This is a genomic window from Lacisediminihabitans changchengi (assembly GCF_016634425.1).
Taxonomy (GTDB): domain Bacteria; phylum Actinomycetota; class Actinomycetes; order Actinomycetales; family Microbacteriaceae; genus Lacisediminihabitans; species Lacisediminihabitans changchengi.
This window is the reverse complement of the sequence record NZ_JAEPES010000001.1, coordinates 15,645-40,002: the sequence shown is the minus strand read 5'-3', so window position 1 is coordinate 40,002 and position 24,358 is coordinate 15,645. Positions and strand designations below refer to the sequence as shown.

Annotated in this window: 23 protein-coding genes; 12 read left to right on the top strand and 11 right to left on the bottom strand. The window is 68.2% G+C overall.

Going from position 1 to position 24,358, the window contains the following annotated elements:
- The 3 genes from IV501_RS00180 to IV501_RS00170 all read right to left on the bottom strand — a co-directional run bounded on the left by IV501_RS00180 (position 1) and on the right by IV501_RS00170 (position 3,098).
- Entirely contained in the window at positions 1 to 417 is a 417-nt protein-coding gene (locus tag IV501_RS00180) for a nitroreductase/quinone reductase family protein (RefSeq protein WP_200554407.1), read from the bottom strand.
- Between the two features lie 25 nt (positions 418 to 442).
- Positions 443 to 2,101: an FAD-binding dehydrogenase gene (locus IV501_RS00175; protein WP_200554406.1), complete on the bottom strand. Its 1,659-nt coding sequence runs from the start codon at positions 2,099 to 2,101 to the stop codon at positions 443 to 445.
- 229 nt (positions 2,102 to 2,330) lie between these two features.
- Positions 2,331 to 3,098, bottom strand: coding sequence for an IclR family transcriptional regulator (locus IV501_RS00170; protein ID WP_200554405.1), 768 nt, complete (start codon positions 3,096 to 3,098; stop codon positions 2,331 to 2,333).
- 107 nt (positions 3,099 to 3,205) lie between these two features.
- Here IV501_RS00170 and hutH point away from each other — a divergent pair, with 107 nt between their 5' ends.
- From hutH to hutI, 5 genes are read left to right on the top strand one after another with little or no spacing between them, the layout of a single operon-like run.
- Positions 3,206 to 4,807: a histidine ammonia-lyase gene (gene hutH / locus IV501_RS00165; RefSeq protein ID WP_200554404.1), complete on the top strand. Its 1,602-nt coding sequence runs from the start codon at positions 3,206 to 3,208 to the stop codon at positions 4,805 to 4,807.
- Positions 4,804 to 6,465 (top strand): urocanate hydratase, encoded by a 1,662-nt coding sequence (gene hutU, locus IV501_RS00160; protein WP_200554403.1) that lies wholly within the window; start codon positions 4,804 to 4,806, stop codon positions 6,463 to 6,465. The genes hutH and hutU overlap by 4 nt, the downstream gene beginning before the upstream one ends.
- A complete protein-coding gene (locus IV501_RS00155) occupies positions 6,462 to 7,673 on the top strand; it encodes an allantoate amidohydrolase (RefSeq protein WP_307812100.1) in 1,212 nt (403 codons plus the stop codon). Before hutU ends, IV501_RS00155 begins: the two co-directional genes overlap by 4 nt.
- A gap of 16 nt (positions 7,674 to 7,689) precedes the next feature.
- Positions 7,690 to 9,000, top strand: coding sequence for a formimidoylglutamate deiminase (locus tag IV501_RS00150; RefSeq protein WP_200554402.1), 1,311 nt, complete (start codon positions 7,690 to 7,692; stop codon positions 8,998 to 9,000).
- A gap of 12 nt (positions 9,001 to 9,012) precedes the next feature.
- Positions 9,013 to 10,158 carry an imidazolonepropionase gene (gene hutI, locus IV501_RS00145; protein WP_200554401.1) on the top strand — a complete coding sequence of 382 codons (1,146 nt, stop codon included), beginning with the start codon at positions 9,013 to 9,015 and terminating at the stop codon, positions 10,156 to 10,158.
- Between the two features lie 345 nt (positions 10,159 to 10,503).
- Here the strand turns inward: hutI and IV501_RS00140 are convergent, their stop codons facing one another.
- From IV501_RS00140 to IV501_RS00115, 6 genes are all read right to left on the bottom strand, one after another.
- Positions 10,504 to 11,151 carry an HAD-IA family hydrolase gene (locus tag IV501_RS00140; protein ID WP_307812099.1) on the bottom strand — a complete coding sequence of 216 codons (648 nt, stop codon included), beginning with the start codon at positions 11,149 to 11,151 and terminating at the stop codon, positions 10,504 to 10,506.
- A 2-nt stretch (positions 11,152 to 11,153) separates the two neighbouring features.
- Complete coding sequence (locus IV501_RS00135; protein ID WP_200555363.1) at positions 11,154 to 11,555, bottom strand: globin; 402 nt, start codon at positions 11,553 to 11,555, stop codon at positions 11,154 to 11,156.
- Positions 11,556 to 11,581: 26 nt separating this feature from the next.
- Entirely contained in the window at positions 11,582 to 12,640 is a 1,059-nt protein-coding gene (locus tag IV501_RS00130) for a mechanosensitive ion channel family protein (RefSeq protein ID WP_307812097.1), read from the bottom strand.
- A 21-nt stretch (positions 12,641 to 12,661) separates the two neighbouring features.
- The gene (pepN, locus tag IV501_RS00125) at positions 12,662 to 15,208 is read right to left on the bottom strand and encodes an aminopeptidase N (protein ID WP_200554400.1); all 2,547 of its coding nucleotides are present in this window, start codon (positions 15,206 to 15,208) and stop codon (positions 12,662 to 12,664) included.
- A 75-nt stretch (positions 15,209 to 15,283) separates the two neighbouring features.
- The gene (locus IV501_RS00120) at positions 15,284 to 15,928 is read right to left on the bottom strand and encodes a class I SAM-dependent methyltransferase (RefSeq protein ID WP_200554399.1); all 645 of its coding nucleotides are present in this window, start codon (positions 15,926 to 15,928) and stop codon (positions 15,284 to 15,286) included.
- Positions 15,929 to 16,253: 325 nt separating this feature from the next.
- The gene (locus IV501_RS00115) at positions 16,254 to 16,916 is read right to left on the bottom strand and encodes a hypothetical protein (RefSeq protein WP_200554398.1); all 663 of its coding nucleotides are present in this window, start codon (positions 16,914 to 16,916) and stop codon (positions 16,254 to 16,256) included.
- Positions 16,917 to 17,038: 122 nt separating this feature from the next.
- Here IV501_RS00115 and IV501_RS00110 point away from each other — a divergent pair, with 122 nt between their 5' ends.
- From IV501_RS00110 to IV501_RS00080, 7 genes are all read left to right on the top strand, one after another.
- Positions 17,039 to 17,653, top strand: a complete 615-nt coding sequence (locus IV501_RS00110; protein ID WP_200554397.1) for a mycothiol-dependent nitroreductase Rv2466c family protein — start codon at positions 17,039 to 17,041, stop codon at positions 17,651 to 17,653.
- Complete coding sequence (locus IV501_RS00105; RefSeq protein ID WP_200554396.1) at positions 17,653 to 19,074, top strand: NAD(P)/FAD-dependent oxidoreductase; 1,422 nt, start codon at positions 17,653 to 17,655, stop codon at positions 19,072 to 19,074. Before IV501_RS00110 ends, IV501_RS00105 begins: the two co-directional genes overlap by 1 nt.
- A 46-nt stretch (positions 19,075 to 19,120) precedes the next feature.
- Positions 19,121 to 19,705, top strand: a complete 585-nt coding sequence (locus IV501_RS00100) for a hypothetical protein (protein ID WP_200554395.1) — start codon at positions 19,121 to 19,123, stop codon at positions 19,703 to 19,705.
- 65 nt (positions 19,706 to 19,770) lie between these two features.
- Positions 19,771 to 20,256: a ribose-5-phosphate isomerase gene (locus IV501_RS00095; RefSeq protein WP_200554394.1), complete on the top strand. Its 486-nt coding sequence runs from the start codon at positions 19,771 to 19,773 to the stop codon at positions 20,254 to 20,256.
- A gap of 82 nt (positions 20,257 to 20,338) precedes the next feature.
- Entirely contained in the window at positions 20,339 to 21,328 is a 990-nt protein-coding gene (locus IV501_RS00090; protein WP_200554393.1) for an Fpg/Nei family DNA glycosylase, read from the top strand.
- Positions 21,329 to 21,374: 46 nt separating this feature from the next.
- Positions 21,375 to 22,028 carry an FMN-binding negative transcriptional regulator gene (locus IV501_RS00085; protein WP_200554392.1) on the top strand — a complete coding sequence of 218 codons (654 nt, stop codon included), beginning with the start codon at positions 21,375 to 21,377 and terminating at the stop codon, positions 22,026 to 22,028.
- Positions 22,025 to 23,473, top strand: a complete 1,449-nt coding sequence (locus tag IV501_RS00080; RefSeq protein WP_200554391.1) for an amidohydrolase — start codon at positions 22,025 to 22,027, stop codon at positions 23,471 to 23,473. The genes IV501_RS00085 and IV501_RS00080 overlap by 4 nt, the downstream gene beginning before the upstream one ends.
- A 90-nt stretch (positions 23,474 to 23,563) precedes the next feature.
- Here IV501_RS00080 and IV501_RS00075 read toward each other — a convergent pair whose 3' ends face one another.
- Together IV501_RS00075 and IV501_RS00070 are read right to left on the bottom strand one after the other, a co-directional pair.
- Complete coding sequence (locus IV501_RS00075; RefSeq protein WP_200554390.1) at positions 23,564 to 24,052, bottom strand: Dps family protein; 489 nt, start codon at positions 24,050 to 24,052, stop codon at positions 23,564 to 23,566.
- 116 nt (positions 24,053 to 24,168) lie between these two features.
- Complete coding sequence (locus IV501_RS00070) at positions 24,169 to 24,333, bottom strand: DUF2510 domain-containing protein (protein ID WP_200554389.1); 165 nt, start codon at positions 24,331 to 24,333, stop codon at positions 24,169 to 24,171.
- Positions 24,334 to 24,358 lie beyond the last annotated feature (25 nt).

The following is a 24,358-nucleotide window of genomic DNA, read 5'->3' as shown; positions in this document are numbered from 1 at the left end:
CTATCTGCGGACGAGCTCCACCACCGGGATCACCCGATCGGTCTTCTCCTGATAGCCCGCAAATGCGGGATTGGTCGCCGCTATCGACGCATAGATACGGTCGCGCTCGGAGCGGTCGAGCACCACCGCCCTCGCGTCGTAGGTCTCGACCCCGTCATCCGTCGCCAGCTCGACGAAGACCTCGGGATGCGCGACCAGGTTGTGAAACCAGGCCGGGCTGGTGTCCGCCCCGGCCTTCGAGGCCACGATGTAGAGCCTGCCGTCGCGCACGCTCGGCATGACCGGCGAGACGCGCGGTTCGCCGGTCTTAGCGCCGGTGGTGGTGAGCAGCAACAGGTGTGCCCCCGCGAACGGTCCGCCCACCACGCCGTTGTTGGCGCGGAACTCCGTGATGACCGAGTCATTCCAGTTGCTCATCGTTGTCCCTTACATTGCTCCAGGTCTAGAGTCCCGCGACCGCGCGGCCGGCAACGCGACCCGAGAACAGGCAGCCGCCGAGGAAGGTGCCCTCGAGGGAACGATAGCCGTGCATCCCGCCGCCACCGAAGCCGCTGGCCTCGCCAGCCGCATACAGACCGGGGATCGGACTGCCGTCGGCCCCCAGCGCGCGCGCCTGCAGGTCGGTTTCGATGCCTCCGAGCGACTTGCGCGTGATGATGTGCAGCTTAACCGCGATGAGCGGTCCGGCCTTCGGATCCTGGAGTTTGTGGGGAGACGCCACCCTGATCAGCTTGTCGCCGCGATAGTGCCGCGCCTGGCGAACCGCGTTGATCTGGGCATCCTTCGAGAAATCGTTGTCGAGTTCACGGTCGCGAGCCTCGACCTCCGACCTCACCCGCTCGCGGTCGATGGTGACCTCGGGGGAGAGGCGATCCATCCCATCGAGCAGCTCGTCGAGGGTGTTCGCCACGACGAAGTCTTCGCCGTGGGTCTTGAACTTCTCTATCGGTCCCGGAGCCCCGGGCAACACCCGGGTGGCCAGCAGCCGGTAGTCGCGATTGGTCAGGTCGGGATTCTGCTCGCTGCCCGAGAGCGCGAACTCCTTCTCGATGATCTTCTGGGTCAGCACGAACCAGGTGTGCTCGTACCCGGTGGACATGATGTGTTCGAGGGTGCCGAGCGTGTCGAATCCCGGGAACAGCGGCACCGGCAGTCGGGATCCCGTCGCATCCAACCAGAGGGATGACGGGCCCGGCAGAATGCGGATCCCATGCTTCGCCCACACCGGGCTGTGATTCACGATGCCCTCTGTGTAGTGCCACATGCGGTCGCCGTTGATGAGACGGGCGCCGGCGCGCTCGCTGATGCCGAGCATCCGTCCGTCCACGTGGGCGGGGACCCCCGAGAGCATGTGTTCTGGCGGCGTTCCGAGACGGCGGGGCCATTGCTCGCGCACGAGGTCGTGATTGCCGCCGATGCCTCCGCTGGTCACGATGACGGCGGGCGCACGGGTTTCGAACTCTCCCACCTCGTTGCGGTTGCTGGGTGCGCCGCGTTCTGCCGCATCCGGAGCCAGGATCGCACCGCGGGCGCCGACCACCGCGCCGTTCTCGACGATCAGCTCGTCCACGCGGTGGCGGAACTCGAGTCGGGCGACACCCAGGGAAACGCCCTGGCGCACGCGGTCGATGAAGGGCGCGACGACACCCGTTCCGGTGCCCCAGGTGATGTGAAATCGCGGCACCGAGTTGCCGTGCACGGTGGCGGTATAGCCGCCGCGTTCCGCCCAGCCGACCACCGGAAACAGGCTGATGCCCTGCTCCTTCAGCCAGGCGCGTTTCTCCCCGGCCGCGAACTGCAGGTAGGCCTCGGCCCAGCGTCTCGGCCAGAAATCTTCGTCGCGGTCGAAGTCGGCCGAGCCGAACCAGTCCTGCCGCGCGAGCTCGAGCGAATCGTGGATCCCCATGCGCCGTTGTTCGGGGGAGTCGACCAGAAAGAGTCCGCCGAACGACCACCAGGCCTGGCCGCCGAGGCTCGCTTCCGGCTCCTGCTCGAGGATTGTCACGCGTTTGCCCGATCGCAGCAACTCGGATGCCGCCACCAGCCCGGCGAGGCCTGCCCCGATCACGATCGCGTCCGGGGTGAACTCGTATGCGGACATCCGTCGGCTCCTTCGACTCGGGGTGTGCTGTCACGGTAGCGCAGAGTTCGAGATGCTCGGTGGTTGCGTATCGGCGGGGTGCCGTTGATTGAGTAGGCCGCGAGCGCCGGCGCGAGCAGCCGTATGGAAATCCCGCTCGGGGTGGGTCTCGATACGCGTCTTCGCGCGGGCGCTCGGGCGCTACTCGACCGGCGAATGCGGGCGCGCGGCCGCTACTCGACCGGCGGCGTCAGGAGCGGCCGAGGAGGCGGGCGGTGAGGGCGTCCGCCGTCGCGACCGCTGCCTGGCCGAGCCGCGGCCAGTCCGCCTCCTCGAGCGCGACGCCGCGGAAGGTCAGCCCGACCGCCGCCACGGGGTAGTCGTTGTGATCGACGGCGCTCGCCGCGACCGAGGAGTAGTCCGTGGTGATGTCGCCACGCTCCGTCGCCCAGCCGCGCTCGCGGGTCGACGCCAGCATGCGGTCGAGCTCGGCGAGGGTTCGAGGCTCGCTGCCGGTGCGCAGCACGAGTGCGTCACGGTGCGGGTAGATTGCCCGCACCTGCGCGGCCGGCAACCGCGACAGCATCGCCCGCCCGGTGGCGGTCAGGTGGGCGGGCAGCCGCACGCCGATGCTCGTCACCGTGGTGGGAGCGCGGAAGCCCTGAACGCGGGAGACGTACATCACGTCGGCCGCGCTGAGCACGCCCAGGTGCGCGACGACCGGAACGCCGACATCCGCCACCAGGCGCTCGAGCAACGGCGTGGCGAGCCTCCCGAGGCGGGCAGTGCGCAGCGACGACGACCCGATCTCGCTGAGCATTCCGCTGAGTCCGTACGCCCGGTCTTCGGGGTAGTGCACCAGGTAGCCCTCGTCGAGCATCACCCGGATCAGCTGGTAGACGGATGACCGCGGCAGCCCCAGGTCGCGGGCGAGGGTCGTGGCGCGCACGGGTCCGCTGCGGCGCGCCAGGTAGCTGAGCACGCGCAGGGTGTTGCGGGCGGCGGGGATGTCGGCCATCATTCCCTCGAAATCAACGCGAACAAATCGGTGTCTGTCTGGTATCTCAGACAGGTTATCGCTCGCGACCAGGATGCGACGGGCCGGAGCGCGCTGTAGTTGGAGGCATGAGCACCACAGTCAGCACACACAGATCGGTCGGCACGCCCGGTTCGGTCAGCACGCTCGGTTCGGTCAGTATCGGGATCGGCGCCCTCTCCTTCGCCGACGTCGTGGGGGTCGCCCGCCACGATGCGCGCGTCGAGCTCAGCGAACTGGCCGTGAACGCCATGGCTGAGAGCCGCGCCGTCATCGACGCCCTCGCCTCAGACACGCGCCCGCACTACGGAGTCTCCACCGGCTTCGGGGCGCTCGCAGCCAAGCAGATCCCGGTCGAGCAGCGTGCGCAGCTGCAGCGGTCGCTCGTGCGCAGCCATGCGGCGGGGTCCGGGCCCGAGGTCGAGCGGGAGGTCATCCGTTCCCTCATGCTGCTGCGCCTGTCGACGCTCGCTACCGGCCGCACCGGTGTGCGCCCGGTCGTCGCTGAGACCTACGCCGCGGCGCTCAACGCCGGCATCACGCCCGTCGTGTTCGAATACGGAAGCCTCGGCTGCTCCGGCGACCTCGCCCCGCTCGCGCACTGCGCGCTCGCCCTGCTCGGCGAGGGCGACGTGCGCGACGCCACCGGCACGCGGATGCCCGCTGCCCAGGCGCTCGCCGCGGCCGGCATCGCGCCGCTCGAACTGCGCGAAAAGGAGGGCCTCGCCCTCATCAACGGCACCGACGGCATGCTCGGGATGCTCGTGCTCGCCCTCACCGACCTGCAGGCCCTGGTGACCCTCGCCGACATCTCGGCGGCGATGAGCATCGAGGGGCTGACGGGCACCGGTGCCGTCTTCGCGGCCGATCTTCAGGCGCTGCGTCCGCATCCCGGTCAGAGGGACTCCGCAGCGAACATGCGCGCGGTGCTGGCCGGCTCGGACATGACCGCCACGCCGCACGGCTTCACCCGCGTGCAGGACGCGTACTCGTTGCGCTGCGCGCCCCAGGTTCACGGGGCCGTGCGCGACACGATCGACCACGCGGCGACGGTCGCCGGTCGCGAGCTCGCCTCCGCCATCGACAATCCCGTCGTCACGCTCGACGGCCGGGTCGAGTCGAACGGCAACTTCCACGGCGCGCCGGTCGGGTACGTGCTCGACTTCCTCGCGATCGTCGCCGCCGACCTCGCCAGCATGAGCGAGCGCCGCACCGACCGCTTCCTCGACCCGTCGCGCAACCACGGGCTGAACGCCTTCCTCGCCGACGACCCCGGCGTCGACTCCGGGCACATGATCGCGCAGTACACGCAGGCCGGGATCGTGAGCGAGCTGAAGCGGCTCGCCGTTCCGGCATCCGTCGACTCGATCCCGTCCTCGGCGATGCAGGAAGACCACGTGTCGATGGGCTGGGCTGCCGCGCGCAAGCTGCGGAAGTCGGTCGACGGAGTCTCCCGCGTGCTCGCGATCGAAGTGTTGACCTCGGCCCGGGCGATGGACATGCGCGCGCCGATCGAGCCGTCGCCGGTGTCGCGGGCCGTCGTCGCCCAGCTGCGCACCGAGATCGAGGGGCCCGGCACCGATCGGTACCTGGCGCCCGAGATCGAACACGCGCACCGCATGGTCGTGGACGGGTCGTTGCTCGCGGCGGCGGCATCCGTTGTTTCCCTGTCCGGAGGAGAGTTCGTATGAGTGGTCCCCGTCCCGTCAGCGCGTTCCGCGGCAGCGAGCTGCACACCCAGGGCTGGCCGCAGGAGGCGGCGCTGCGGATGCTGCAGAACAACCTCGATCCCGAGGTCGCCGAGCATCCCGACAAGCTCGTCGTCTACGGCGGAACCGGCAAGGCCGCCCGTGACTGGAACAGCTACGACGCCCTGGTGCGCACGCTCACCACGCTGAAGAACGACGAGACGATGCTGGTACAGTCCGGCAAGCCCGTGGGGGTGATGCGCACCCACGAGTGGGCGCCGCGCGTGCTGCTCGCGAACTCGAACCTCGTGGGCGACTGGGCCAACTGGGACGAGTTCCGTCGCCTCGAGCAGCTCGGGCTGACCATGTACGGCCAGATGACGGCCGGTTCCTGGATCTACATCGGCACCCAGGGCATCCTGCAGGGTACATACGAGACGTTCTCCGCCGTCGCCGCTAAAAGGTTCGGCGGAACCCTCGCCGGCACCATCACCCTCACCGGCGGCCTCGGCGGCATGGGTGGCGCGCAGCCGCTCGCCGTGACCATGAACGACGGCGTCGCGATCGTGGTGGATGTCGACCCCTCCCGCATCGCCCGTCGCATCGAGCACCGCTACCTCGACGTGGAGGCCCGCTCCATCGAGCACGCGCTGGAGCTGGCCTACGCGGCCCGCGAGGCCAGGAAGCCGCTCAGCATCGGCCTGCTCGGCAACGCCGCAGATGTCTTCCCCCGCATGCTCGCGGCCGGCGCCGAGATCGACATCGTCACCGACCAGACCAGCGCGCACGATCCGCTGGCCTACCTCCCGCTCGGGATCAGCTTCGACGACTGGCACTCGGCCCGCACCGCCGACCCGGCCGGCTTCATCCTTCGCTCGCGCGACTCGATGGCGGCGCAGGTGGAGGCGATGGTCGGCTTCCAGCTAGCCGGCGCCGAGGTCTTCGACTACGGCAACAACATCCGCACCGAGGCGAAGTCGGCCGGCTTTGCGGATGCGTTCGCCTTCCCGGGCTTCGTGCCCGCGTACATCCGTCCGCTGTTCTCCGAAGGCAAGGGTCCGTTCCGCTGGGCCGCGCTCAGCGGCGACCCGGAGGACATCTACACGACCGACCGTGCCATCCTCGAGATGTTCCCCGAGAACGAGTCGTTGGCGAAGTGGATCCGCATGGCGCAGGAGCGCGTGCACTTCCAGGGTCTGCCCGCGCGCATCTGCTGGCTCGGCTACGGCGAACGTGACCGCGCCGGGCTGAAGTTCAACGAGATGGTCGCCTCGGGCGAGCTCTCGGCGCCGGTCGTGATCGGCCGCGATCACCTCGACTCCGGCTCCGTGGCCTCGCCCTATCGCGAGACCGAGGCGATGAAGGACGGGTCGGATGCCATCGCCGACTGGCCACTGCTCAACGCCATGGTCAACACTGCCTCCGGCGCCACCTGGGTCTCGATCCATCATGGAGGCGGCGTGGGCATCGGCCGGTCGATCCACGCCGGGCAGGTGACCGTCGCCGACGGCACGCCGCTCGCCGCGGAGAAGCTCGCCCGGGTGCTGAGCAACGACCCCGGCATGGGCGTGATCCGTCACGTCGACGCTGGCTACGACGAGGCGATCGAGGTCGCCGAGCGGCTCGGAGTCAGGGTTCCGATGACCGAGGGGGACGAGTGAACGTCCTCGCTCTGATCGACGAACTCGCGCAGGTCGGGCGCAACCCCAGCACCGGCGGCTACGACCGCCTGGCCTGGACGGCCGCCGACGTAGAGCTCCGCGCCTGGTTCACCCAGACCGCGCACGCCCGCGGCCTCGAGGTCGAGACCGACCGCAACGGCAACCTCTGGGCCTGGTGGCACGCGGAGCTTCCCGGCACCGCGCTCGTCGTCGGCTCGCACCTCGACAGCGTGCCGAGCGGTGGCGCGTACGACGGACCACTCGGCATCGCGTCGGCATTCGCCGCGATCGCCCGGCTGCAGGATGCGGCGGTGCTGCCCGGCAGACCTGTGGCCGTCGTCGCCTTCGCCGACGAGGAGGGCGCCCGCTTCGGTGTCGCCTGTGCGGGTTCCCGGCTGATGACCGGCGCGCTCGACCCCGACCGGGCGCGGGCCCTGCGCGACGTGGACGGCATCACGCTGGCCGAGGCGTTCGCCGCGACCGGTCGCGACGCCGTGCACCTCGGCGCGGACGACGCCCGCATGCGCCGCATCGGCGAGTTCGTCGAGCTGCACGTCGAGCAGGGGCACCTGCCGTCGAGCACGGGCGACGACGGACTGGGCGCCGCGCCGCTAGGACTCGCCACCTCGATCTGGCCGCACGGGCGGTGGCGGGTCGATATCCGTGGCCAGCAGAACCACGCGGGCACCACGCGCCTGGCCGACCGGGAAGATCCGATGATCGGGCTCGCCCGGGTAATCATCGCGGTGCGCGAGGCGGCCGGGCGCGAGCGTGCCCTGGCCACGGTCGGGCGGGTGCAGGTGCATCCTGGAGCGGTGAACGCGATTCCGGGTGCGGCGACGGCGTGGATCGACGCCCGCGCCGGCGAGGAGAACACGGTGCGCCGGGTGCTCGCCGACGTTGCTCGCACGACCGGTTTTGTGGCCACCGAAGAGTCCTGGACCCCGGAGACCCGCTTCGACGAGGATCTGACCGCCGCGCTGAACGACGCCGTGGGACCCGACCTGCCGCTGCTGCCCTCGGGGGCCGGGCACGACGCCGGGGTTCTTGCGCTGGCCGGCATCCCGACCGCGATGATCCTGGTGCGCAACCCGAGCGGGGTCTCGCATGCCCCCGAAGAGTATGCGGATGAGGATGCGAGCGTGCTCGGGGTCGAGGCCTTGGCGGAGGTCATTCGTCTCCGTTCGCGCGCCCGCGTGCTCGCGTGACCTCGCGTAGTTTCGTATGACCTCGTTTTGGGCGGAGGCCGCCGTGGTCGACGGCGTAGTGACGCCGTCGGTACGCATCACGGCCGATGCCGGGATCGTCACTTCGGTCTCGACCGAGCCACCGCGCGAGTCGGATCGGGTACTGCCTGGGCTGACGGTGCCGGGCCTCGCGAACGGTCACTCGCACGCCTTCCATCGCGCTCTGCGCGGCCGCACGCACGACGGCGGCGGCACCTTCTGGACCTGGCGCGAGCAGATGTACGCGCTGGCCTCCCGCCTGACTCCCGACAGCTACTACGAGCTCGCTTCGGCGGCGTTCGCCGAAATGCTTCTCGCCGGGTACACCGTGGTGGGGGAGTTCCACTACCTGCACGATGCCTCTGTGTATGGCACCGCGATGGACGAAGCGGTGCTCGCCGCTGCCGACACCGCAGGCATTCGGATGACGCTGCTCGACACCCTCTACCTGCAGGGTGGGCTGTCCGAGGGCGGTAGCGCGCTGCCCCTCGCCCCGGAGCAGCAGCGGTTCAGCGACGGGTCGCTCGCCGGCTGGGCCACCCGGCACGCCTCGCTGTCTGTCGGGGATACCGCCCGTCTCGGCGCGGCCGTCCACTCGGTGCGGGCCGTCGACCCCTCGCTGCTCGCCGACTTCGCCACCCTCACCGTCGGATCGCCGGTGCACGCCCACGTCTCGGAGCAACCGGCCGAGAATCTCCAGACGCTCGCGGCGTGGGGGCGCACTCCCGTACAGGTGCTCGAGCCGTTGCTCGGCGCCGACTTCACGGCTGTGCACGGCACGCACCTGAGCGACGACGACATCCGGCTGCTCGGTTCGTCGGCCAGCACGGTCTGCATCTGCCCGACCACGGAGCGCGACCTCGCCGACGGTGTCGGTCCCGGCTCCGCGCTGCTGGCGGCGGGCGCCTCGCTCAGCCTCGGCAGCGATCAGAACGCGGTGATCGACCCGTTCGAAGAGGTTCGCGGCCTGGAGATGGATGAGCGGCTCGTCTCGGGCGAGCGCGGCCGTTTCTCGCCGTCGCAGCTGCTCACCGCCGCGACCGCGGACGGCTACCGGTCGCTCGGCTGGGATGGCGGGTCGATCGCGGTCGGCTCTCTCTGCGATCTCACTGCCGTGTCGACCACGAGCGTGCGCACGGCTGGCGCTGCCGCAGACCAGCTCTGGCTTGCGGCGACGGCAGCGGATGTGACGACCGTTGTCGTAAACGGCACCGTGGTGGTCGACGGCGGGCGGCATCCGTTCGGCGATATCGGCGCCATGCTCGCCTCGTCCATCGCCGCTCTGACGACCGACTTCACCCAGGACTGAAGGGCTCCCCTCGTGACCACCACCCTCATCGACGACATTGGTCTGTTGGTCACCAACGATCCGGCGGTCGGGTCACTGACGGCCGAGGTGACGGATGCCGCGGTCGTCATCGAAGACGGCGTGATCCGCTGGGTCGGTTCGGCATCGCGGGCGCCGGCCGCCGACGAGCGCGTCGACGCCGCGGGTCGATGCGTCATTCCGGGTTTTGTCGACAGTCACAGCCATCTGATGTTCGCCGGCGATCGGGCCGATGAGTTCGAGGCGCGGATGACCGGGCAGACGTATACCGCCGGCGGCATCCGTCGCACGGTGGCTGCGACCCGCGCGGCCTCGGATGACGCACTTCTCGGCAATTCGCAGCGCTTGGTCGCCGAGATGCGGTCGCAGGGCACCACGACGGTGGAGATCAAGAGCGGTTACGGTCTGGATGTGCTCGACGAGTCCCGCGCGCTTCGTCTGGCACAGAAGCTGACGACGGAGACGACGTATCTCGGCGCGCATGTCGTGCCGAGCGAGTTCGCGGACGACCCGGCCGGCTATGTCGACCTGGTCACGGGGGAGATGCTCGCCGAGTGTGCGCCGCATGCTCGGTGGGTGGACGTGTTCTGCGACACCGGTGCTTTTGATGTTGATCAGGCTCGCGCCGTTCTGCAGGCGGGGCAGGCGGCAGGTCTGGGGGCGCGCATGCACGCCGGGCAGTTGGGTTTTTCCGGTGGCGTACAGCTCGCGGTCGAGCTGGGCGCGGCGAGCGTCGACCACTGCACGTTCCTGTCCGATGAGGACATCGACGCTCTGGCCGGCGGTTCGACGGTGGCGACGTTGCTGCCTGGCGTGGAGTTTTCGACCCGCCAGCCGTACCCGGATGCCCGGCGCCTCATCGACGCGGGCGTCACCGTTGCGCTGGCCTGCGACTGCAACCCGGGCTCGAGTTTCACCTCGTCGATGCCGTTCTGCATCGCCGTGGCCGTGCGCGACATGAAGATGAGTCCGGCGGAGGCGCTGTGGGCGGCGACGGCCGGTGGGGCGGAGGCGCTGTGGCGTGACGATGTTGGCGTGATCCGCGAGGGTGCGCGGGCCGATCTGGTGCTGCTCGACGCGCCGAGCTACGTTCACCTGGCGTACCGGCCCGGGGTGCCGCTGGTGTCGCGGGTCTTCTAGCCTGGTTTCTGGCCCGGTCTTTTTCTGGCCCGGTCTTTTTCTGGCGGGGTCTTCTAGCCGCTGCTGCGTCGCCTCAACGTCCGTACGAAGAACACGGCGGAGGCGACCCCGAGCACGATTCCCAGACTGAAGATGATGAGGCGTCGTGCTTCGTGCTTCGTGTTCGTGTCGGGCGTCGCGGGTCGGCGACATGATCCGTTTTCCGCGGTGCTCCCCGGTCGCGACAGGCGAGTCCAGTTCACGCGTCTGCGACGAGTGGTCGGCGAAGCTCTGACAACCCTCGCGGCGAAGCCCTGCCGACCGAAACGGCGCAGCCCTGCGTACCGAGACGGCGAAGCGCTGAGCTCAGGCGGGCGTGAGGCCCGAGATCGTGAGGCCCGAATCGTCGGCTGTGACCGTCAGCGCACGGTAGTCGTCGACGCGAAAGTCGCCGCCCGTGCCGGGCCCGACCACGACCACCGTGGCACCGGAGGCCCGGGCCGCGGCGATACCGGCCGGCGCATCCTCGAAGACCACGACATCGCTCGGGTCGACGCCGAGCCGCGACGCCGCAGACAGGTATCCCTCCGGGTGCGGCTTGCCCAACGCGACATCCTCACTGGTGATCGTCACCCGCGGAAACTCCATTCCCGCGGCCGCCATCCGTCGCGACGCAAGCTCGCGCGGGGCGGACGTGACCAGCGCGACCCGAGATGCCGGGATCCCGCGGAAGAAGACCTCGGCGCCACCGATCTCGACGATCCCGTCCAGCCGCAGCAGCTCATCCGCTTGCAGGCCGTCGGAGATCCCCCAGTGTGCGGAGTCGTCGAGGTCGGGGAGGAAGCGACGCACCGTGTCGATCGCCTGGCGACCGTGAGAGAAAGCGAACAGCTGCTCGACGTCGACCCCGTAGCGCGCGGCGAACTCACCCCAGACCTGCTCGACCACGCCAGTCGAGTCGACCAGCGTGCCGTCCATGTCGAACACGATCGCCTGCACGTGAAGGGAGACCACGACTACTCCTCGAAAGTGTTGACCATGGCGTGCGCCGCCCGGTCGAGATAGGCCCACAGCATCGCGTCGTCCAGTGCGGACAGCTCGAGGCTATCCACCGCGGCACGCATGTGACGCAGCCAGCGGTCTCGGGCATCCGGATTGACCTTGAACGGGTTGTGCCGCATGCGCAGCCGCGGGTGCCCGCGCTGCTCGGAATACGTGCCCGGGCCGCCCCAGTACTGCTCCAGGAAGCCGGTGAGGCGCTGGATGGCGCCCTCCAGATCCTCTTCCGGATACATCGGGCGCAGCACCTCGTCCGCGGCGACGCCGACGTAGAACGACCGCACCAGCTTCTCGAAGGTCGGGCGGCCGCCAACGCGCTGCCAGAAGTTACCGTCGACAGGCTCGCCGCCCGAGCCCATGCGGAGCGTCACCGGGTTGTCTGCCATCAGGCGCCATCTTTCGGCGGCTTCGGCGTGCGGGGCGCCCGCGGGGCGCGCGGCGATGCGGTCGAGGCGATCGGGTTCGGCGCGGTGCGCGGCTGCCGTGCGCCCTTGATGCTCTCGGCACCCTCGAATCCGCTCAGCACGATGCTGTTGAGCGCCGGCAGCTTGATTCCCATCTCGTCGAGCGACGTCTTGAGGCGTGCCCGCAATTCGCGCGCGACGTCGTCCTTCGATCCTGCCCGGGTCTTCAGCACCAGGCGGATGACCACGGCCTCCGCCGAGATCGACTCGATGCCCCAGATCTCCGGGCGTTCGATCATGAGCGCCCGCCACTTCGGATCATCGGCCAGCTCGATCGCTGTCGCGAGCATCCGTTGCTGAACGGCATCGACGTCGGCGTCATACGGCACCGCGAGGTCGATGATCGCCCGCGACCAGCCGAGAGACATGTTGCCGACGCGCAGAATCTCACCGTTGCGCACGAACCACACGGTGCCGTTCACGTCGCGAATCTGCGTGGTACGGATGCCGACCGCCTCGACGACACCGGTGGCCGGCCCGAGGTCCACGACGTCGCCGACCCCCAGCTGGTCCTCCGCCACCATGGACAGCCCGTTCAGCACGTCCTTCACGATGTTCTGCGCGCCGAAACCGAGTCCGGCACCGAGGGCCGCCGTGATGAGGGCGAATGATCCGGTGACGTCAGAGCCGAATGAGCTCACGATGAGAAGCAAGGTGACGATGACGACGACCGTCGACACGATGTTGTTCAGCACCGTGCCGAGTGTGCGGGTGCGCTGCACAGTGCGAACCGCGGCGAGCGGAGACGAGAGCAGAGCCTGCGTGTCGTCGACGCTCTGGCGACGCTTGACCCCTGACACGATCCGCTCGACCACGCGGTCGATCACGAAGTGCAACACGATCCGCACCAGGATCGCCACCACGATGATGATGGCGATCCGGATGGGGATGCCCCAGGTGGTCCAGAACTCGGTGGAGGTCAGGTAGTTGACGGCCGCCAGGGGTGCAGGGGCGGGGGTGGGAGTGGCGTCAAACCGCACAGTGCTAACAAACCGCACAGGCTACTCCGCGTCCTTCGCCTGCACCTTCAGCGCACGCTCCACGCCGGCCAGATTCTCGATCACCAGGCGACGCAGCGCCGGGGTGGCGTCTTCGTTGCTGGCGAGCCAGGCCTGCGTGGCGTTGACCAGCGCGGGAGAGGCGGCGGGGGACGGGTACATCAGCTCGACGAAGTACTCGGCGATCTTGAACGAGCGCGACTTCCAGATCTCGTTGATCGCAGCGAAATACGGCTCGATCATCGGCTCGAGCACGGAGGCGTCGTTGACGTGCAGGTAGCCCATCGTGGTCTGGCGCACGACCGCATTCGGCAGGTCGTCAGAGTCGGCGAGCGAGGCGAAGGCCGCCCGCTTGCCCTCGACGGTCGGGATCGTGGCGCGCACACGAGCGGCGGCCTGCTGGCCGTTGGCCGTGTTGTCCGCCTCGAGGGCTGCGTCGACATCCGCACCGGTGGCAGCGCCGGTGAGCACGAGGCCCTCCAGCAGCTCCCAGGAGAGGTCGGTGTCGATGGCGAGGCCCGGCAGGGTCTCCTCGCCGCTGCGGAGCTTCGCGAGCACCTCGGCGTGGTGGTCGGTCGAGGCGATGTTCGCGAAGAACTTCACGAACTGGAACTGCGCGTCCGAACCGGCCTCGGCGCCCTGGGCGAGCGCCCACAGGCCGTCGCCGACCGTGCGGATCGTCTCATCGCGCTTCTCCGGCGCGACATAGACACGCGCGACCGAGGTCAGCTGGCTGAGCGTGGTGCGGATGGTGGTGCTCTCGGTCTCGCTGGCGATGTTGCCGAGCACGAGGCGAACGTAGTCGCTGGCCTTCGCCTCGCCGTCGCGGGTGGCGTCCCAGACCGCGCCCCAGACGAGGGAGCGGGCGAGCGGGTTCTCGATGTTGGCGAGGTGCTCGATGGCGACCGCGAGCGACTCCTCGTCCAGCCGGATCTTCGCATAGGCGAGGTCGTCGTCGTTGAGCAGCACGAGCGAGGGCTTCGTCAGACCGACGAGAGCCGCGACATCCGTCAGCTCACCGTCGACGTCCAACTCTTCGCGGTGGGTGCGCTCGAGCTTGCCGTCGATTAGGTCGTAGAACCCGACAGCGAGGCGATGCGGACGGATCGTGGGGTAGTCCGCGGCTGCGGTCTGCTCGATGGCGAAGCTGGTGATCGACCCGTCGGCATCCGTCTCGATCAGGGGGCGCAGGGTGTTCACGCCCGCGGTCTCCAGCCACTTCTTCGACCACTCGTCGAGCGAACGGCCGCTGGTGGTCTCGAGCTCGGAGAGCAGGTCTTGCAGGGTGGTGTTGTCGTACTCGTGCTTCGTGAAGTAGGCCGCGACACCCGCGAAGAAGGCGTCGATGCCGACCCACGCGACGAGCTGCTTGAGCACCGAGCCGCCCTTGGCGTAGGTGATGCCGTCGAAGTTGACCTGCACGTCGTCGAGGTCGTTGATCGTGGCGACGACCGGGTGGGTGGAGGGCAGCTGGTCCTGGCGGTAGGCCCAGCTCTTCTCCATCGCGGCGAAGGTGGTCCAGGCCTCGGTCCACTCGGTGGCCTCAGCAGTGGCGATGGTGGAGGCCCACTCGGCGAACGACTCGTTAAGCCAGAGGTCGTTCCACCACTTCATGGTCACCAGGTCGCCGAACCACATGTGGGCCAGCTCGTGCAGGATCGTGACGACGCGGCGCTCCTTGATGGCGTCGGTCACCTTGGAACGGAAGACGTAGGTCTCGGTGAAGGTCACCGCGCCGGCGTTCTCCATCGCGCCGGCATTGAACTCCGGAACGAAGAGCTGGTCGTACTTCTCGAACGGGTACGCGTAGTCGAACTTCTCCTCGTAATACGCGAAGCCCTGGCGGGTCTTCTCGAAGATGTAGTCGGCGTCGAGGTACTCGCTCAGCGACTGGCGAGCGAAGATGCCGAGCGGGATGACGCGGCCGTCGCGGCTGGTCAGCTCGTCGCGCACGACCGCGTAGGGTCCCGCGACGATCGCGGTGACGTAGCTGGAGAGCACCGGGGTGGGGGCGAAGCGCCAGGTGGAGAACCAGCCATCGATCTTCTCGGGCTCGGGGGTGGGGGAGTTACTCACGACCTCCCACGCGCTGGGGGCGGTGATCGTGAACTGGAAGGTGGCCTTGAGGTCGGGCTGCTCGAACACGGCGAACACTCGGCGCGAGTCCGGCACCTCGAACTGCGAGTAGAGGTAGACCTCCTGGTCAACCGGGTCGACGAAGCGGTGCAGGCCTTCGCCGGTGTTGGTGTACTCGAAGTCGGCGGCGACGACGAGCTCGTTGTCCTGCTCCAGGCCGTCCAACTGGATACGGATGTTGTCGCTGACAGCGGCAGGGTCGAGCTCGCGGCCGTTGAGCGTCACCGAGTGCACCGTGCGGGTGAAGGCGTCGATGAAGGTGGATGCGCCGGCCGTCGCCGAGAAGCGCACCGTAGTAGTGCTCAGGAAGACCTCATCGCCCTTGCTGAAGTCGAGGGCCACGTCGTAGCTGGCGACCGAAAGCAGTTCGGCGCGCTCCTGCGCTTCGACTCTGGTGAGGTTCAATCCGGGCATAGTGCTACTCCTTCGGCGCTGACGTGATTCCAACGGTCGAGTCTACCGAGGGGGCGCCTGTGCGCTGGGTTAACGTCAGGCGGGCCGCTCGGCGATCAGGAAGGCCTGCGGTGTGCGTTCCTCTGCGACGGGCTCGCGCACCAGGCGGGCCCGCGGCCCGAACCCCGCGTCGGTGAGCAGCGTCTCGATGCGCGCGACAGGAAGGCGGTAGGCGTCCATCGAGACGTCGTGTCCGTATCCGCGCGAAATGTGGCGCGGCTCATCGCCGACCTGGAACGCGAGCAGCAGGAGCCCGCCCGGCGCCAGAACGCGCGCGAACTCGGCAAACAGCGCGGGCAGGCGCTCGCCGGGGGTGTGGATGATCGAGTACCAGGCCACGATGCCGGCGAGGCTCCCGGCGGCGAAGTCCAGTGCCTCCATGGATCCAACCGAGAAGGAGAGCGACGGATGCTCCTGCCGGGCTACAGAGATCATGCCCGGAGACAGATCGACACCTTCCACACTCAGCCCGAGCCCCGCCAGGTGCGCGGTCACCCGTCCCGGTCCGCAACCCACGTCGGCGACGTGCCCAGCGGGAACAAGGTCGGCGAAGGCGGCGAGCATCGCGCGGTCGAGGACTTTGCGATCGAGTTCGTCGCGAAGCAGCTCGGCGTAGTCACTGGCAACGATGTCGTAAGCGGTGCGGGTAGCCGCGACATCCGCCGGCTCTCGAGTTGTCACTGATCGACCCTAAACCTGAGGCGGAAGGTCGATCTGTGACAACTCGCCGTCGAATTCCGCGGGTCGTCCGTCGATACGCTCAGGAGCCAGAGCACCCCGGAGTGACAACTCGCCGTCCCGCGTCAGTCAACAGGTTGGCGGGTCCGAAACTGCCGAGATGGTCCTGTTGGTGGACGATTTCGCGAGCTGATCCTGTTTGCGGACGGGAGCTGGGCCGATTTCGATACGGGCACTCGTTCGTCGCGCCCTACTCAATAAGCAGTATCGGCTCAATCAGCGGAACGGCCCTAGCCCAGCCTTTCGACAAGCTCAGGGACCCGACTGGCTATCGCGCGAAGTGCAGCCTCCGTGCGGGCATGGAAGGTACCGCTGGCACGACGGCCGGGGTGACCTCGGCGATCGCGGCTTCGAGCAGGGCGAGCATCCGGTCGTCCGCATCGGGAATGCAGGCCTCGGCGATGCCCACCACGGCGGTGCGCAGGATCGAGTCGCACATGCGGTCGGTCACGCGCTCGTCGAGCGCGCTCAGGTTGGCAGTGAAGCGGAGCGCCCAGTCATGCGCGTCGGGAACATCGGCGAACGCGCCGTCGAGACCGATCGAGAGAGCATCATCCTCGGCGAGGAGTGTCTGCAGACGCAATCCGCCGGCGGCCAGCGCCCGCTGCCGCGCAAAACTCGCGATCGGCAACGCCGCGGTCACCGCCAGAACGGAGAGGCGCACGGTGGTGCGGCGTCCGTCGCCGAGCAACCCGACCACCGACGGCACCAGCGTGACAAGGCGCCCGCGAGAGCTGTCAGAGCTGCAGTCGTTGACCAGTCGGGCGAGCGCGGCGAGGGCCGGATGGGTGCAGGCCGGATGATCGCTCCACCGTTCCCCGGCCAGGTACGAAGCGAACTCCATGAAACACGCGCCGCTCTTCGGGGTGCGATGGCGGCCACGGCCCAACACGGGGATCAGGTCGGGTGAGACGTTCGTTCGCTGCGGCATCCTGTGCCTCCTGGTTTCGAGTCGTCACATCATTTTCCGCCTCGGCCGCCGAAAGAGCCAGAGGGAATAGTGCCGTAATTAGTGCCGGGGAATAGTGCCGGATGGTGGAGGTTGGACCACACATGACAGCAACTCAGCCCACCCCCGTCGATTTCTGGTTCGATCCCTCCTGCCCCTGGGCCTGGATGACCAGTCGCTGGGTCGACGAGGTCGCCGTCCAGCGCGACCTCGACGTCACCTGGCACATCATGAGCCTCGCCGTGCTCAACGAAGACAAGGATGTCGACGATGCCCATCGCGCCTTCTTCCCCCGGGCACTGCGCTACACCCGTCTCGTCGCGGCGGTGCAGCAGCGCGAGGGTGCACAGTACGTGAAGCCGCTCTACGACGCCCTCGGTTCCCGCATCCACCCGGGTGGTCGCAAAGACATCGACGCGATCATCGCCGAATCGCTCGCCGAGGTCGGACTCCCCGCGGAGCTTGCGCGATACGCCGCCAGCGACGAGTACGACGAGCAGATGCGTTCCTCGCACTTCGACGGCATGGGCCGCGTCGGTCAGGATGTCGGCACTCCGGTGATCGCGGTCGACGGCCATGCCTTCTTCGGCCCGGTCATCTCGCCCACCCCGCGCGGTGAGCAGGCGGTGAAGCTCTGGGACGGCGTTCTCGCGCTCTCTGCCTACGACGGATTCTTCGAACTCAAGCGTTCCCGAACCGTGGGACCTATATTCGACTGATGGGCAGCACAGTCTTCGAGCGTCTCCGTCCCGATCCGCGCGTCGTGGCGGAGTCGCTCGAGGGCTCGCGGCTGAGCCCGTTCTGGCTGGAGGGGTTGTCCGCGACATCCTTCCCGGTCTATTCGGGCACCGACCTCTGGGATCTCGCCGTGGTCGGCGGCGGATACACCGGTCTCTGGACGGCGCTGCAGGCGAAAGAGCGCGACCCTTCGCTGCGCGTCGTGGTGCTCGAGGGCAAGACGATCGGCCACGCGGCATCCGGTCGCAACGGTGGTTTCGTCGAGGCGACGCTCACGCACGGCGAGGCGAACGGGCAGTCGCGATTCCCCCAGGAGTACGAGCGGCTCGATCAGCTGGGCCTCGAGAACCTCGACGAACTCGAGGCCACGATCTCCCGCCTCGGCATCGACTGCGATTTCGAACGCACCGGGTCGCTGTCCGTGGCCACCGAGGACTACCAGGTCGACGAACTGCGACGCGCGCACAACGGCAGCACCGAGATCTTCTTCGACACCGACGGCATCCGCGAGCAGGTCGCCTCGCCCACCTACCTTGCCGGCCTCTGGAGCACCCGCTCGACGGCAATCGTCAACCCGGGCAAGCTCGCCGCCGGGCTCGCCAAGGCCTGTGCGGATGCCGGGGTCGAGATCTTCGAGAGGTCGCCGGTGAAACACCTCGACTCCGAACTGCTCGACAGCCCGGTCACCCTCGCCCTCGATGGCGGTTTCGTGCGGGCCGACAAGGTGGCGCTGGCTACCAACGCCTACCCGTCGCTGCTCGCCCGCTTCCGGCTGCACACCGTGCCGGTGTACGACTACGTGCTCATGACCGAGCCGCTGACGGATGCCCAGCTCACCTCGATCGGCTGGAACGAGCGGCAGGGGGTCGCCGACTCCGCGAACCAGTTCCACTACTACCGTCTCACCGCCGACAACCGCATCCTCTGGGGTGGCTATGACGCGATCTACCACTACGGCGGCCGCATCCGCTCGTCGTACGAAGACCGCACCGAGAGCTATCAGAGGCTGGCGAGCCACTTCTTCACCACCTTCCCGCAGTTGGAGGGGCTGAAGTTCAGCCACCGCTGGGCCGGGGTCATCGACACCAGCACCCGGTTCTGCGCCTTCTACTCGCTCGCGCGGCAGGGGCGCGTGGCCTATGCGGCGGGGTTCACCGGACTCGGCGTCGCGGCCACCCGATTCGCGGCCAATGTCATGCTCGACCTGCTCTTCGGTGAAAAGAGCGAGCGGCTCACGCTCGAGCTGGTGCAGTCGCTGCCGGCCCCGTTCCCGCCGGAGCCGGCCGCCTACCTCGGCATCCAGGCCACCCGCCGCGCCCTGAACAAGGCCGATCACGAGGATGGTCGCCGCTCACCGTTCTTGCAGACCCTCGACCTGCTCGGTCTGGGCTTCGACTCCTGACGCAACCTCTGGTCGCGTGTCGGTGCCGCGGCGTAGCCTTCGGCACATGAGACAACGCGACTTCTTCCTCATGTCTGATGCGGCACTCCGCGACGTGATCAACATGCTCGACCTCGATCAGCTCTCCACTCCGATACCGGCAGACTGGGGCTTCGGCGAGGGCTACACCCTCCGAGAACTGCTCGGTAGGCACGCCTACGACGAGGCCTGGGTTCCGGATGTTCTCGCCCTCAAATCTGCGGAGGAGGTGGGCACCCGGTGGGACGGTGACCTGCTCGGCGACGACCCGATCGGCAGCTACGACGAGCTGAACGACGCGGCGACGGAGGCCGCGATGCGCGACGACCTCGATCCGGCGGCGACCGTGCACTTCAGTTACGGCGATTTCCCTCTCGCCGAGGGGTTCGTTCACCTCTCGGTCTATCGCGCCTTCCAGGCCTGGTCCATCGCCAAGTTGGTCGACCTGGAGTTCAACCTCCCCGAGGGTGTCGTCGACGGCATGTACGACGACGTGGTGCCGCACGTCGACGAGTGGCGCTCGATGGGGGTCTTCCCGCCCGAGGTCGACGCGCCAGACGGAGCCGACCGCGAAACGACCCTTCTCGCCAAAGTCGGCTTTTGGCAGCCGTAATCGTCGCAGACGAGTTGACGCGGTTGCAGCGCCAGTGAGGTTCCAGCGCCGGTAAATTAGTGAGCATGCGCATCCACATCGCCACCGACCACGCCGGGCTCGACTTCAGCGAGCAGATCCAGACACACCTGCGCGAGGCGGGTCACGAAGTCGTCGATCACGGTCCGCAGAGTTACGACCCGGTCGACGATTACCCGAGCTTCTGCATCAATGCGGCGAGTGCGACCGTTCGCGACCAGGCGGCTGGCATCCAGACCCTCGGCATCGTGTTCGGTGGGTCCGGCAACGGTGAGCAGATCGCCGCAAACAAGGTGCGCGGCGCCCGGGCGGCCCTGGTCTGGAACGTCGACACCGCCAAGCTCGCCCGCCAGCACAATGATGCCAATGTCATCTCGATCGGCGCGCGTCAGCACAGCCTCGAAGTCGCCATCGAGCTGATCGACGCCTTCATCGCCGAGCCCTTCTCGGGGGAGGAGCGCCACGTGCGCCGCATCGCCCAGCTGGCCGAATATGAGGCGACCGGGCTCATCGCCGGGCGCGAGATCGACTAGCGCCCGACCCGGCTTTAGCGTCACTGAGGTCTAGCGTCACTGAGGCCCAGCGTCACTGAGGTCAACCCCACCGAGGAGAATCGTGCCCGAAGGCCATTCTGTCCATCGCATCGCCCGACAATTCAGCCTGCACTTTCTGGATAAGCCGCTTGCGCTGAGCTCCCCGCAGGGCCGCTTCGCCGAGGGCGCCGCACGCCTCGATGGACACCGGATGACCGAGGCTCGCGCCGTCGGAAAGCAGATGTTCCTCGCCTTCGACAACGGGCTCTGGTTGCGGGTGCACCTGGGGCTCTACGGAGCCTGGGACTTTGCGGGTGACATCACCGCGGACGCGACTGTCAGCTCCGCCGGCGGTCGGATGGGACAGACCAACCAGCGCGGCACGATCCTCGACCAGGACGCCGCCGAGGACTCGAATGCGAGCATCGGGGCACCGCGTCGTACGCGGCTCAGGATGTCTGAGCAGGAGACCCTTCGACAGGATCAGGGACCGCAAGCGAACGAATTCCCCCCGCCGCCCATCGGCGCGGTGCGAGTGCGATTGTTGGCCGACGATGCTGTCGCCGATCTGCGCGGGCCGACCGCGTGCGAGGTTCTCACGCCCGAGCAGGTCGAGGTCGCGCTCGGAAAACTCGGGCCCGACCCGCTGGTCGACGACCCGAAGATCGCCGAGGAGCGGTTCGTCTCGGTCGTGCGCAAGAAGCCCACGCCGATCGCCCTGCTGCTCATGGATCAGTCGGTGGTCAGTGGAATCGGCAATGTCTACCGTGCCGAGCTGCTGTTCCGCGCCAGACTCGAGCCGCACACCCCGGGCAAGCTGGTGCCGGAGGAGACCGTGCGCGCGCTCTGGCGCGACTGGACCCACCTGCTCACGCTCGGTGTCGAGACCGGCCAGATGCTGACAATGGACGACCTCGATCCGGAGTCTTACCGCAAGGCGCTCGCCCATCGCGACGACCGGCACTGGGTGTACCACCGCGAAGGCCTGCCGTGCCGCATCTGCGGCACGAACATCGCGATGGAAGAGCTTGGCGGTCGCAAGCTCTACTGGTGCCCGCGCGACCAAGCCTAGAAACCGACCGGCCCAGAAAAGCGATTCCGGATGCCAAGCTAGGGCGATGCGGTACACACCCGACTATCTGCTGACCGATTCTGACGAGGTCAAGCGCCTCATCCGCGAGAACCCGTGGGCGACGATCGTGTCGGCCACGGCATCCGGAATCGTCGCGTCGCACTATCCGGTCGTGCTCGACGACGATGCGGACGGCATCAGCATCGTCAGCCACGTCGGGCGTCCGGATGAGCGCGCGCACGAACTCGGGCAACACGAGGTGCTCGTGATCATCCAGGGGCCGCACGGCTACATCTCGCCGGGGTGGTACGAGACCGACGATTTCGTCCCCACCTGGAACCACGTCACCGCGCACCTCTACGGCACCCCCGAGATCCTCAGCGACGACGAGAACTTCCGGGTGCTCGGTGAGCTCGTCGATCACTTCGAAGAGCGGATGCCCGAACCCATGTCACTGCAGATCGATGAGCAGGTAGCCCGCCACGTCGCCACCGGCACGGTCGGTATCCGCATCTCGATCACGCGCTTCGACGCGCGGGCCAAGCTCAGCCAGAACAAGGCGCCGGAGGTGGTGGAGCGCATCGTCGCGGCGCTCGACTCCGACGGCCCGTACTCGCACCCCGGCCTTGCTGCCGAGATGAGGGCCGCCGTCGTGAGGGCCGCCGAAATGGGAGCCGCCGAAATGAGAGTCGCCGAATGAGCCTGACGCTGCGCAACGCCCGGCTGGTCGGGACCGAAGGCGAGCCGGTCGACGTCGTGATCAGCGACGGAGCGGTCGCCAGTATCGGTGCAGGTTCGCCCGACGAATCTCTCGACCTCGATGGCCGTTACCTCGGTCCTGGCCTCTGGGACAACCACGTGCACTTCAGCCAATGGTCGCTGGTACGCCAGCGGCTCGATGTCTCGGCGGCCGGGTCTGCCGCAGAGACCGTGCGGCTGGTCGCCGACCGGCTGGCGAGCGGCATCACGGACGGGACCACCCTGGTCGGCTACGGGTTCCGCGACGGGCTGTGGCCGGACGTCCCGGCCAAAGGGCTGCTGGATGGGCTGACCGGGGCGATTCCCGTGGCACTGGTCAGCGGGGACCTGCACTGCGTCTGGCTGAACAGTGCGGCGCTCGAGCGGTTCGGGCGCGCGGGCCACCCCACCGGGATTCTGCGCGAGCAGGAGGCGTTCGAGGTCAACACGGCGATCAGCACGGTGGCCGACGACGTGCTCGACGGGTGGGTGGCGGATGCGGCCACGGCCGCCGCCGCGCGGGGAATCGTCGGCATCGTGGACCTCGAGATGCAGCTCACCATCGACGATTGGCCGCGGCGGATCGCCGCCGGGATCGACCAGCTACGAGTGCGGTGCGGGGTCTACTCCCACGACCTGGAGACGGCGATCGCGCGCGGCCTCCAGACTGGCCGGCCGCTCGAGGGTGCTGAGGGGCTTGCGACGATGGGGCCGTTCAAGATCATCACCGACGGGTCGCTGAACACGCGCACCGCGTACTGCCACGCGCCCTATCCGGGAACGCACAACCACGGCGAGCTGGTCTATGCGCCGCTCGCTCTCGTGGCATTGCTCGAGCGTGCCCGCGACGCCGGCCTGGTCCCGGCCGTGCACGCCATCGGCGATTTCGCCAACGAGTTGGCCCTCGATGCGTTCCAGACGGCGGCGGTGCGCGGCAGCATCGAGCACGCGCAACTCGTCTCGACGTCGGACTTCGCCCGCTTCGCCGAGCTCGGCGTCGTTGCGAGCGTTCAGCCCGAGCACGCGATGGATGATCGCGATATCGCGGATGTCTACTGGGCTGGCCGCACCGATCGGGCGTTCGCGCTGCAGGGTCTTGCGCGGGCCGGTGCCACGCTCCGACTCGGGTCGGATGCGCCGGTGGCTCCGCTCGACCCGTGGGTGACGATGGCGGCGGCGATCAGCCGCAGTCGCGACGGGCGGGAGCCGTGGCATCCCGAGCAGATCATTGCGGCCGAGGTCGCATTCGCGGCATCGACGGATGGTCGGGCTCGGGTCGAGGTCGGCTCGATCGCCGACCTGGTCGTCACCGAGCGCAACCCGCTCACTGCAACGGATGACGAGCTGCGCTCGTTCCCGGTCACCGCCACGATGGTCGCCGGCCGCTGGACCCACACCACCCTCTGACCTTTCGCTAGTTGAGTAGCGCGCGAGGAACGAGAGGTTTCGATACGCGAACGCGCCAGAGCGCGTGCGCTACTCAACCCGCGGGGAGAGCTACTTCGCGCTGATGTGCGCGTAGAGGAACCAGCGGTCCTTCTCGAGGCCGCGCGCGATCTCGATGGCGACATCCTGGCTCACCGGGTCGAGGTCGGCGAGCTCGGCGACGGCGGTGCGCACGGTGGTCATGGTCGCGTCGATGTGGGCGATCATCTCGGCGATGACGATGTCGGAGTCGAGGAAGCCTGCCGAGAAGGTCGGGGTGGTGGTCTGCGTCGCGACGGTGCCAATGCGGGCATCGATCGGCAGGCCCAGGGCGACGACGCGCTCGGCGGCGGTGTCCGCGTAGTGCTGAGCGTGCTCGACCACCTCGTCGAGGAGTAGATGGATCGCCTGGAAGTTCGCGCCGCGCACGTGCCAGTGCGCCTGCTTGCCGTCGACCGCCAGAGCAACGAGGTCGACGACCACCGGGCAGAGGAACTGGGCGACTCCGGAGGTGACGTCGGGGTCGATCGAGGAGGTGGGAACGGTCTGGATCTCAGTCATGGTGTGCGCCTTTCGCGTCTGCGTTACCTCAGGTTCTCGCAGGCACTGCGGCGGCGCAAGCAAGCTGAGGCTCGGCTAAACGGCCACGAAGGGCGTCCTAACCACCGACTGTCGAGTCAGGATGCGACGAGCTGTAGGTTGCTCGAGGCGAGCTGAATCTCGGGACGGATTTCTTCGATGCGGTTGGTCCAGCTCATGCCGTTCCACCAGCGAACCTGGGGGAGTCCGATCGGGTCGCGGTACCAGCCGGCGGGCGCAGCAGAGGGTGAAATGGAATGCATCGGGTAACTCCTGGGTAAAAAGGAT

Bases quoted from the DNA above. Each gene is read 5' to 3' on its own strand.
- IV501_RS00180 (WP_200554407.1), bottom strand. From the start codon at position 417: ATGAGCAACTGGAATGACTCGGTCATCACGGAGTTCCGCGCCAACAAC.
- IV501_RS00175 (WP_200554406.1), bottom strand. From the start codon at position 2,101: ATGTCCGCATACGAGTTCACCCCGGACGCGATCGTGATCGGGGCAGGC.
- IV501_RS00170 (WP_200554405.1), bottom strand. From the start codon at position 3,098: ATGGCCGACATCCCCGCCGCCCGCAACACCCTGCGCGTGCTCAGCTAC.
- hutH (WP_200554404.1), top strand. From the start codon at position 3,206: ATGAGCACCACAGTCAGCACACACAGATCGGTCGGCACGCCCGGTTCG.
- hutU (WP_200554403.1), top strand. From the start codon at position 4,804: ATGAGTGGTCCCCGTCCCGTCAGCGCGTTCCGCGGCAGCGAGCTGCAC.
- IV501_RS00150 (WP_200554402.1), top strand. From the start codon at position 7,690: ATGACCTCGTTTTGGGCGGAGGCCGCCGTGGTCGACGGCGTAGTGACG.
- IV501_RS00135 (WP_200555363.1), bottom strand. From the start codon at position 11,555: ATGGGCTCGGGCGGCGAGCCTGTCGACGGTAACTTCTGGCAGCGCGTT.
- pepN (WP_200554400.1), bottom strand. From the start codon at position 15,208: ATGCCCGGATTGAACCTCACCAGAGTCGAAGCGCAGGAGCGCGCCGAA.
- IV501_RS00115 (WP_200554398.1), bottom strand. From the start codon at position 16,916: ATGCCGCAGCGAACGAACGTCTCACCCGACCTGATCCCCGTGTTGGGC.
- IV501_RS00110 (WP_200554397.1), top strand. From the start codon at position 17,039: ATGACAGCAACTCAGCCCACCCCCGTCGATTTCTGGTTCGATCCCTCC.
- IV501_RS00105 (WP_200554396.1), top strand. From the start codon at position 17,653: ATGGGCAGCACAGTCTTCGAGCGTCTCCGTCCCGATCCGCGCGTCGTG.
- IV501_RS00100 (WP_200554395.1), top strand. From the start codon at position 19,121: ATGAGACAACGCGACTTCTTCCTCATGTCTGATGCGGCACTCCGCGAC.
- IV501_RS00095 (WP_200554394.1), top strand. From the start codon at position 19,771: ATGCGCATCCACATCGCCACCGACCACGCCGGGCTCGACTTCAGCGAG.
- IV501_RS00085 (WP_200554392.1), top strand. From the start codon at position 21,375: ATGCGGTACACACCCGACTATCTGCTGACCGATTCTGACGAGGTCAAG.
- IV501_RS00080 (WP_200554391.1), top strand. From the start codon at position 22,025: ATGAGCCTGACGCTGCGCAACGCCCGGCTGGTCGGGACCGAAGGCGAG.
- IV501_RS00075 (WP_200554390.1), bottom strand. From the start codon at position 24,052: ATGACTGAGATCCAGACCGTTCCCACCTCCTCGATCGACCCCGACGTC.
- IV501_RS00070 (WP_200554389.1), bottom strand. From the start codon at position 24,333: ATGCATTCCATTTCACCCTCTGCTGCGCCCGCCGGCTGGTACCGCGAC.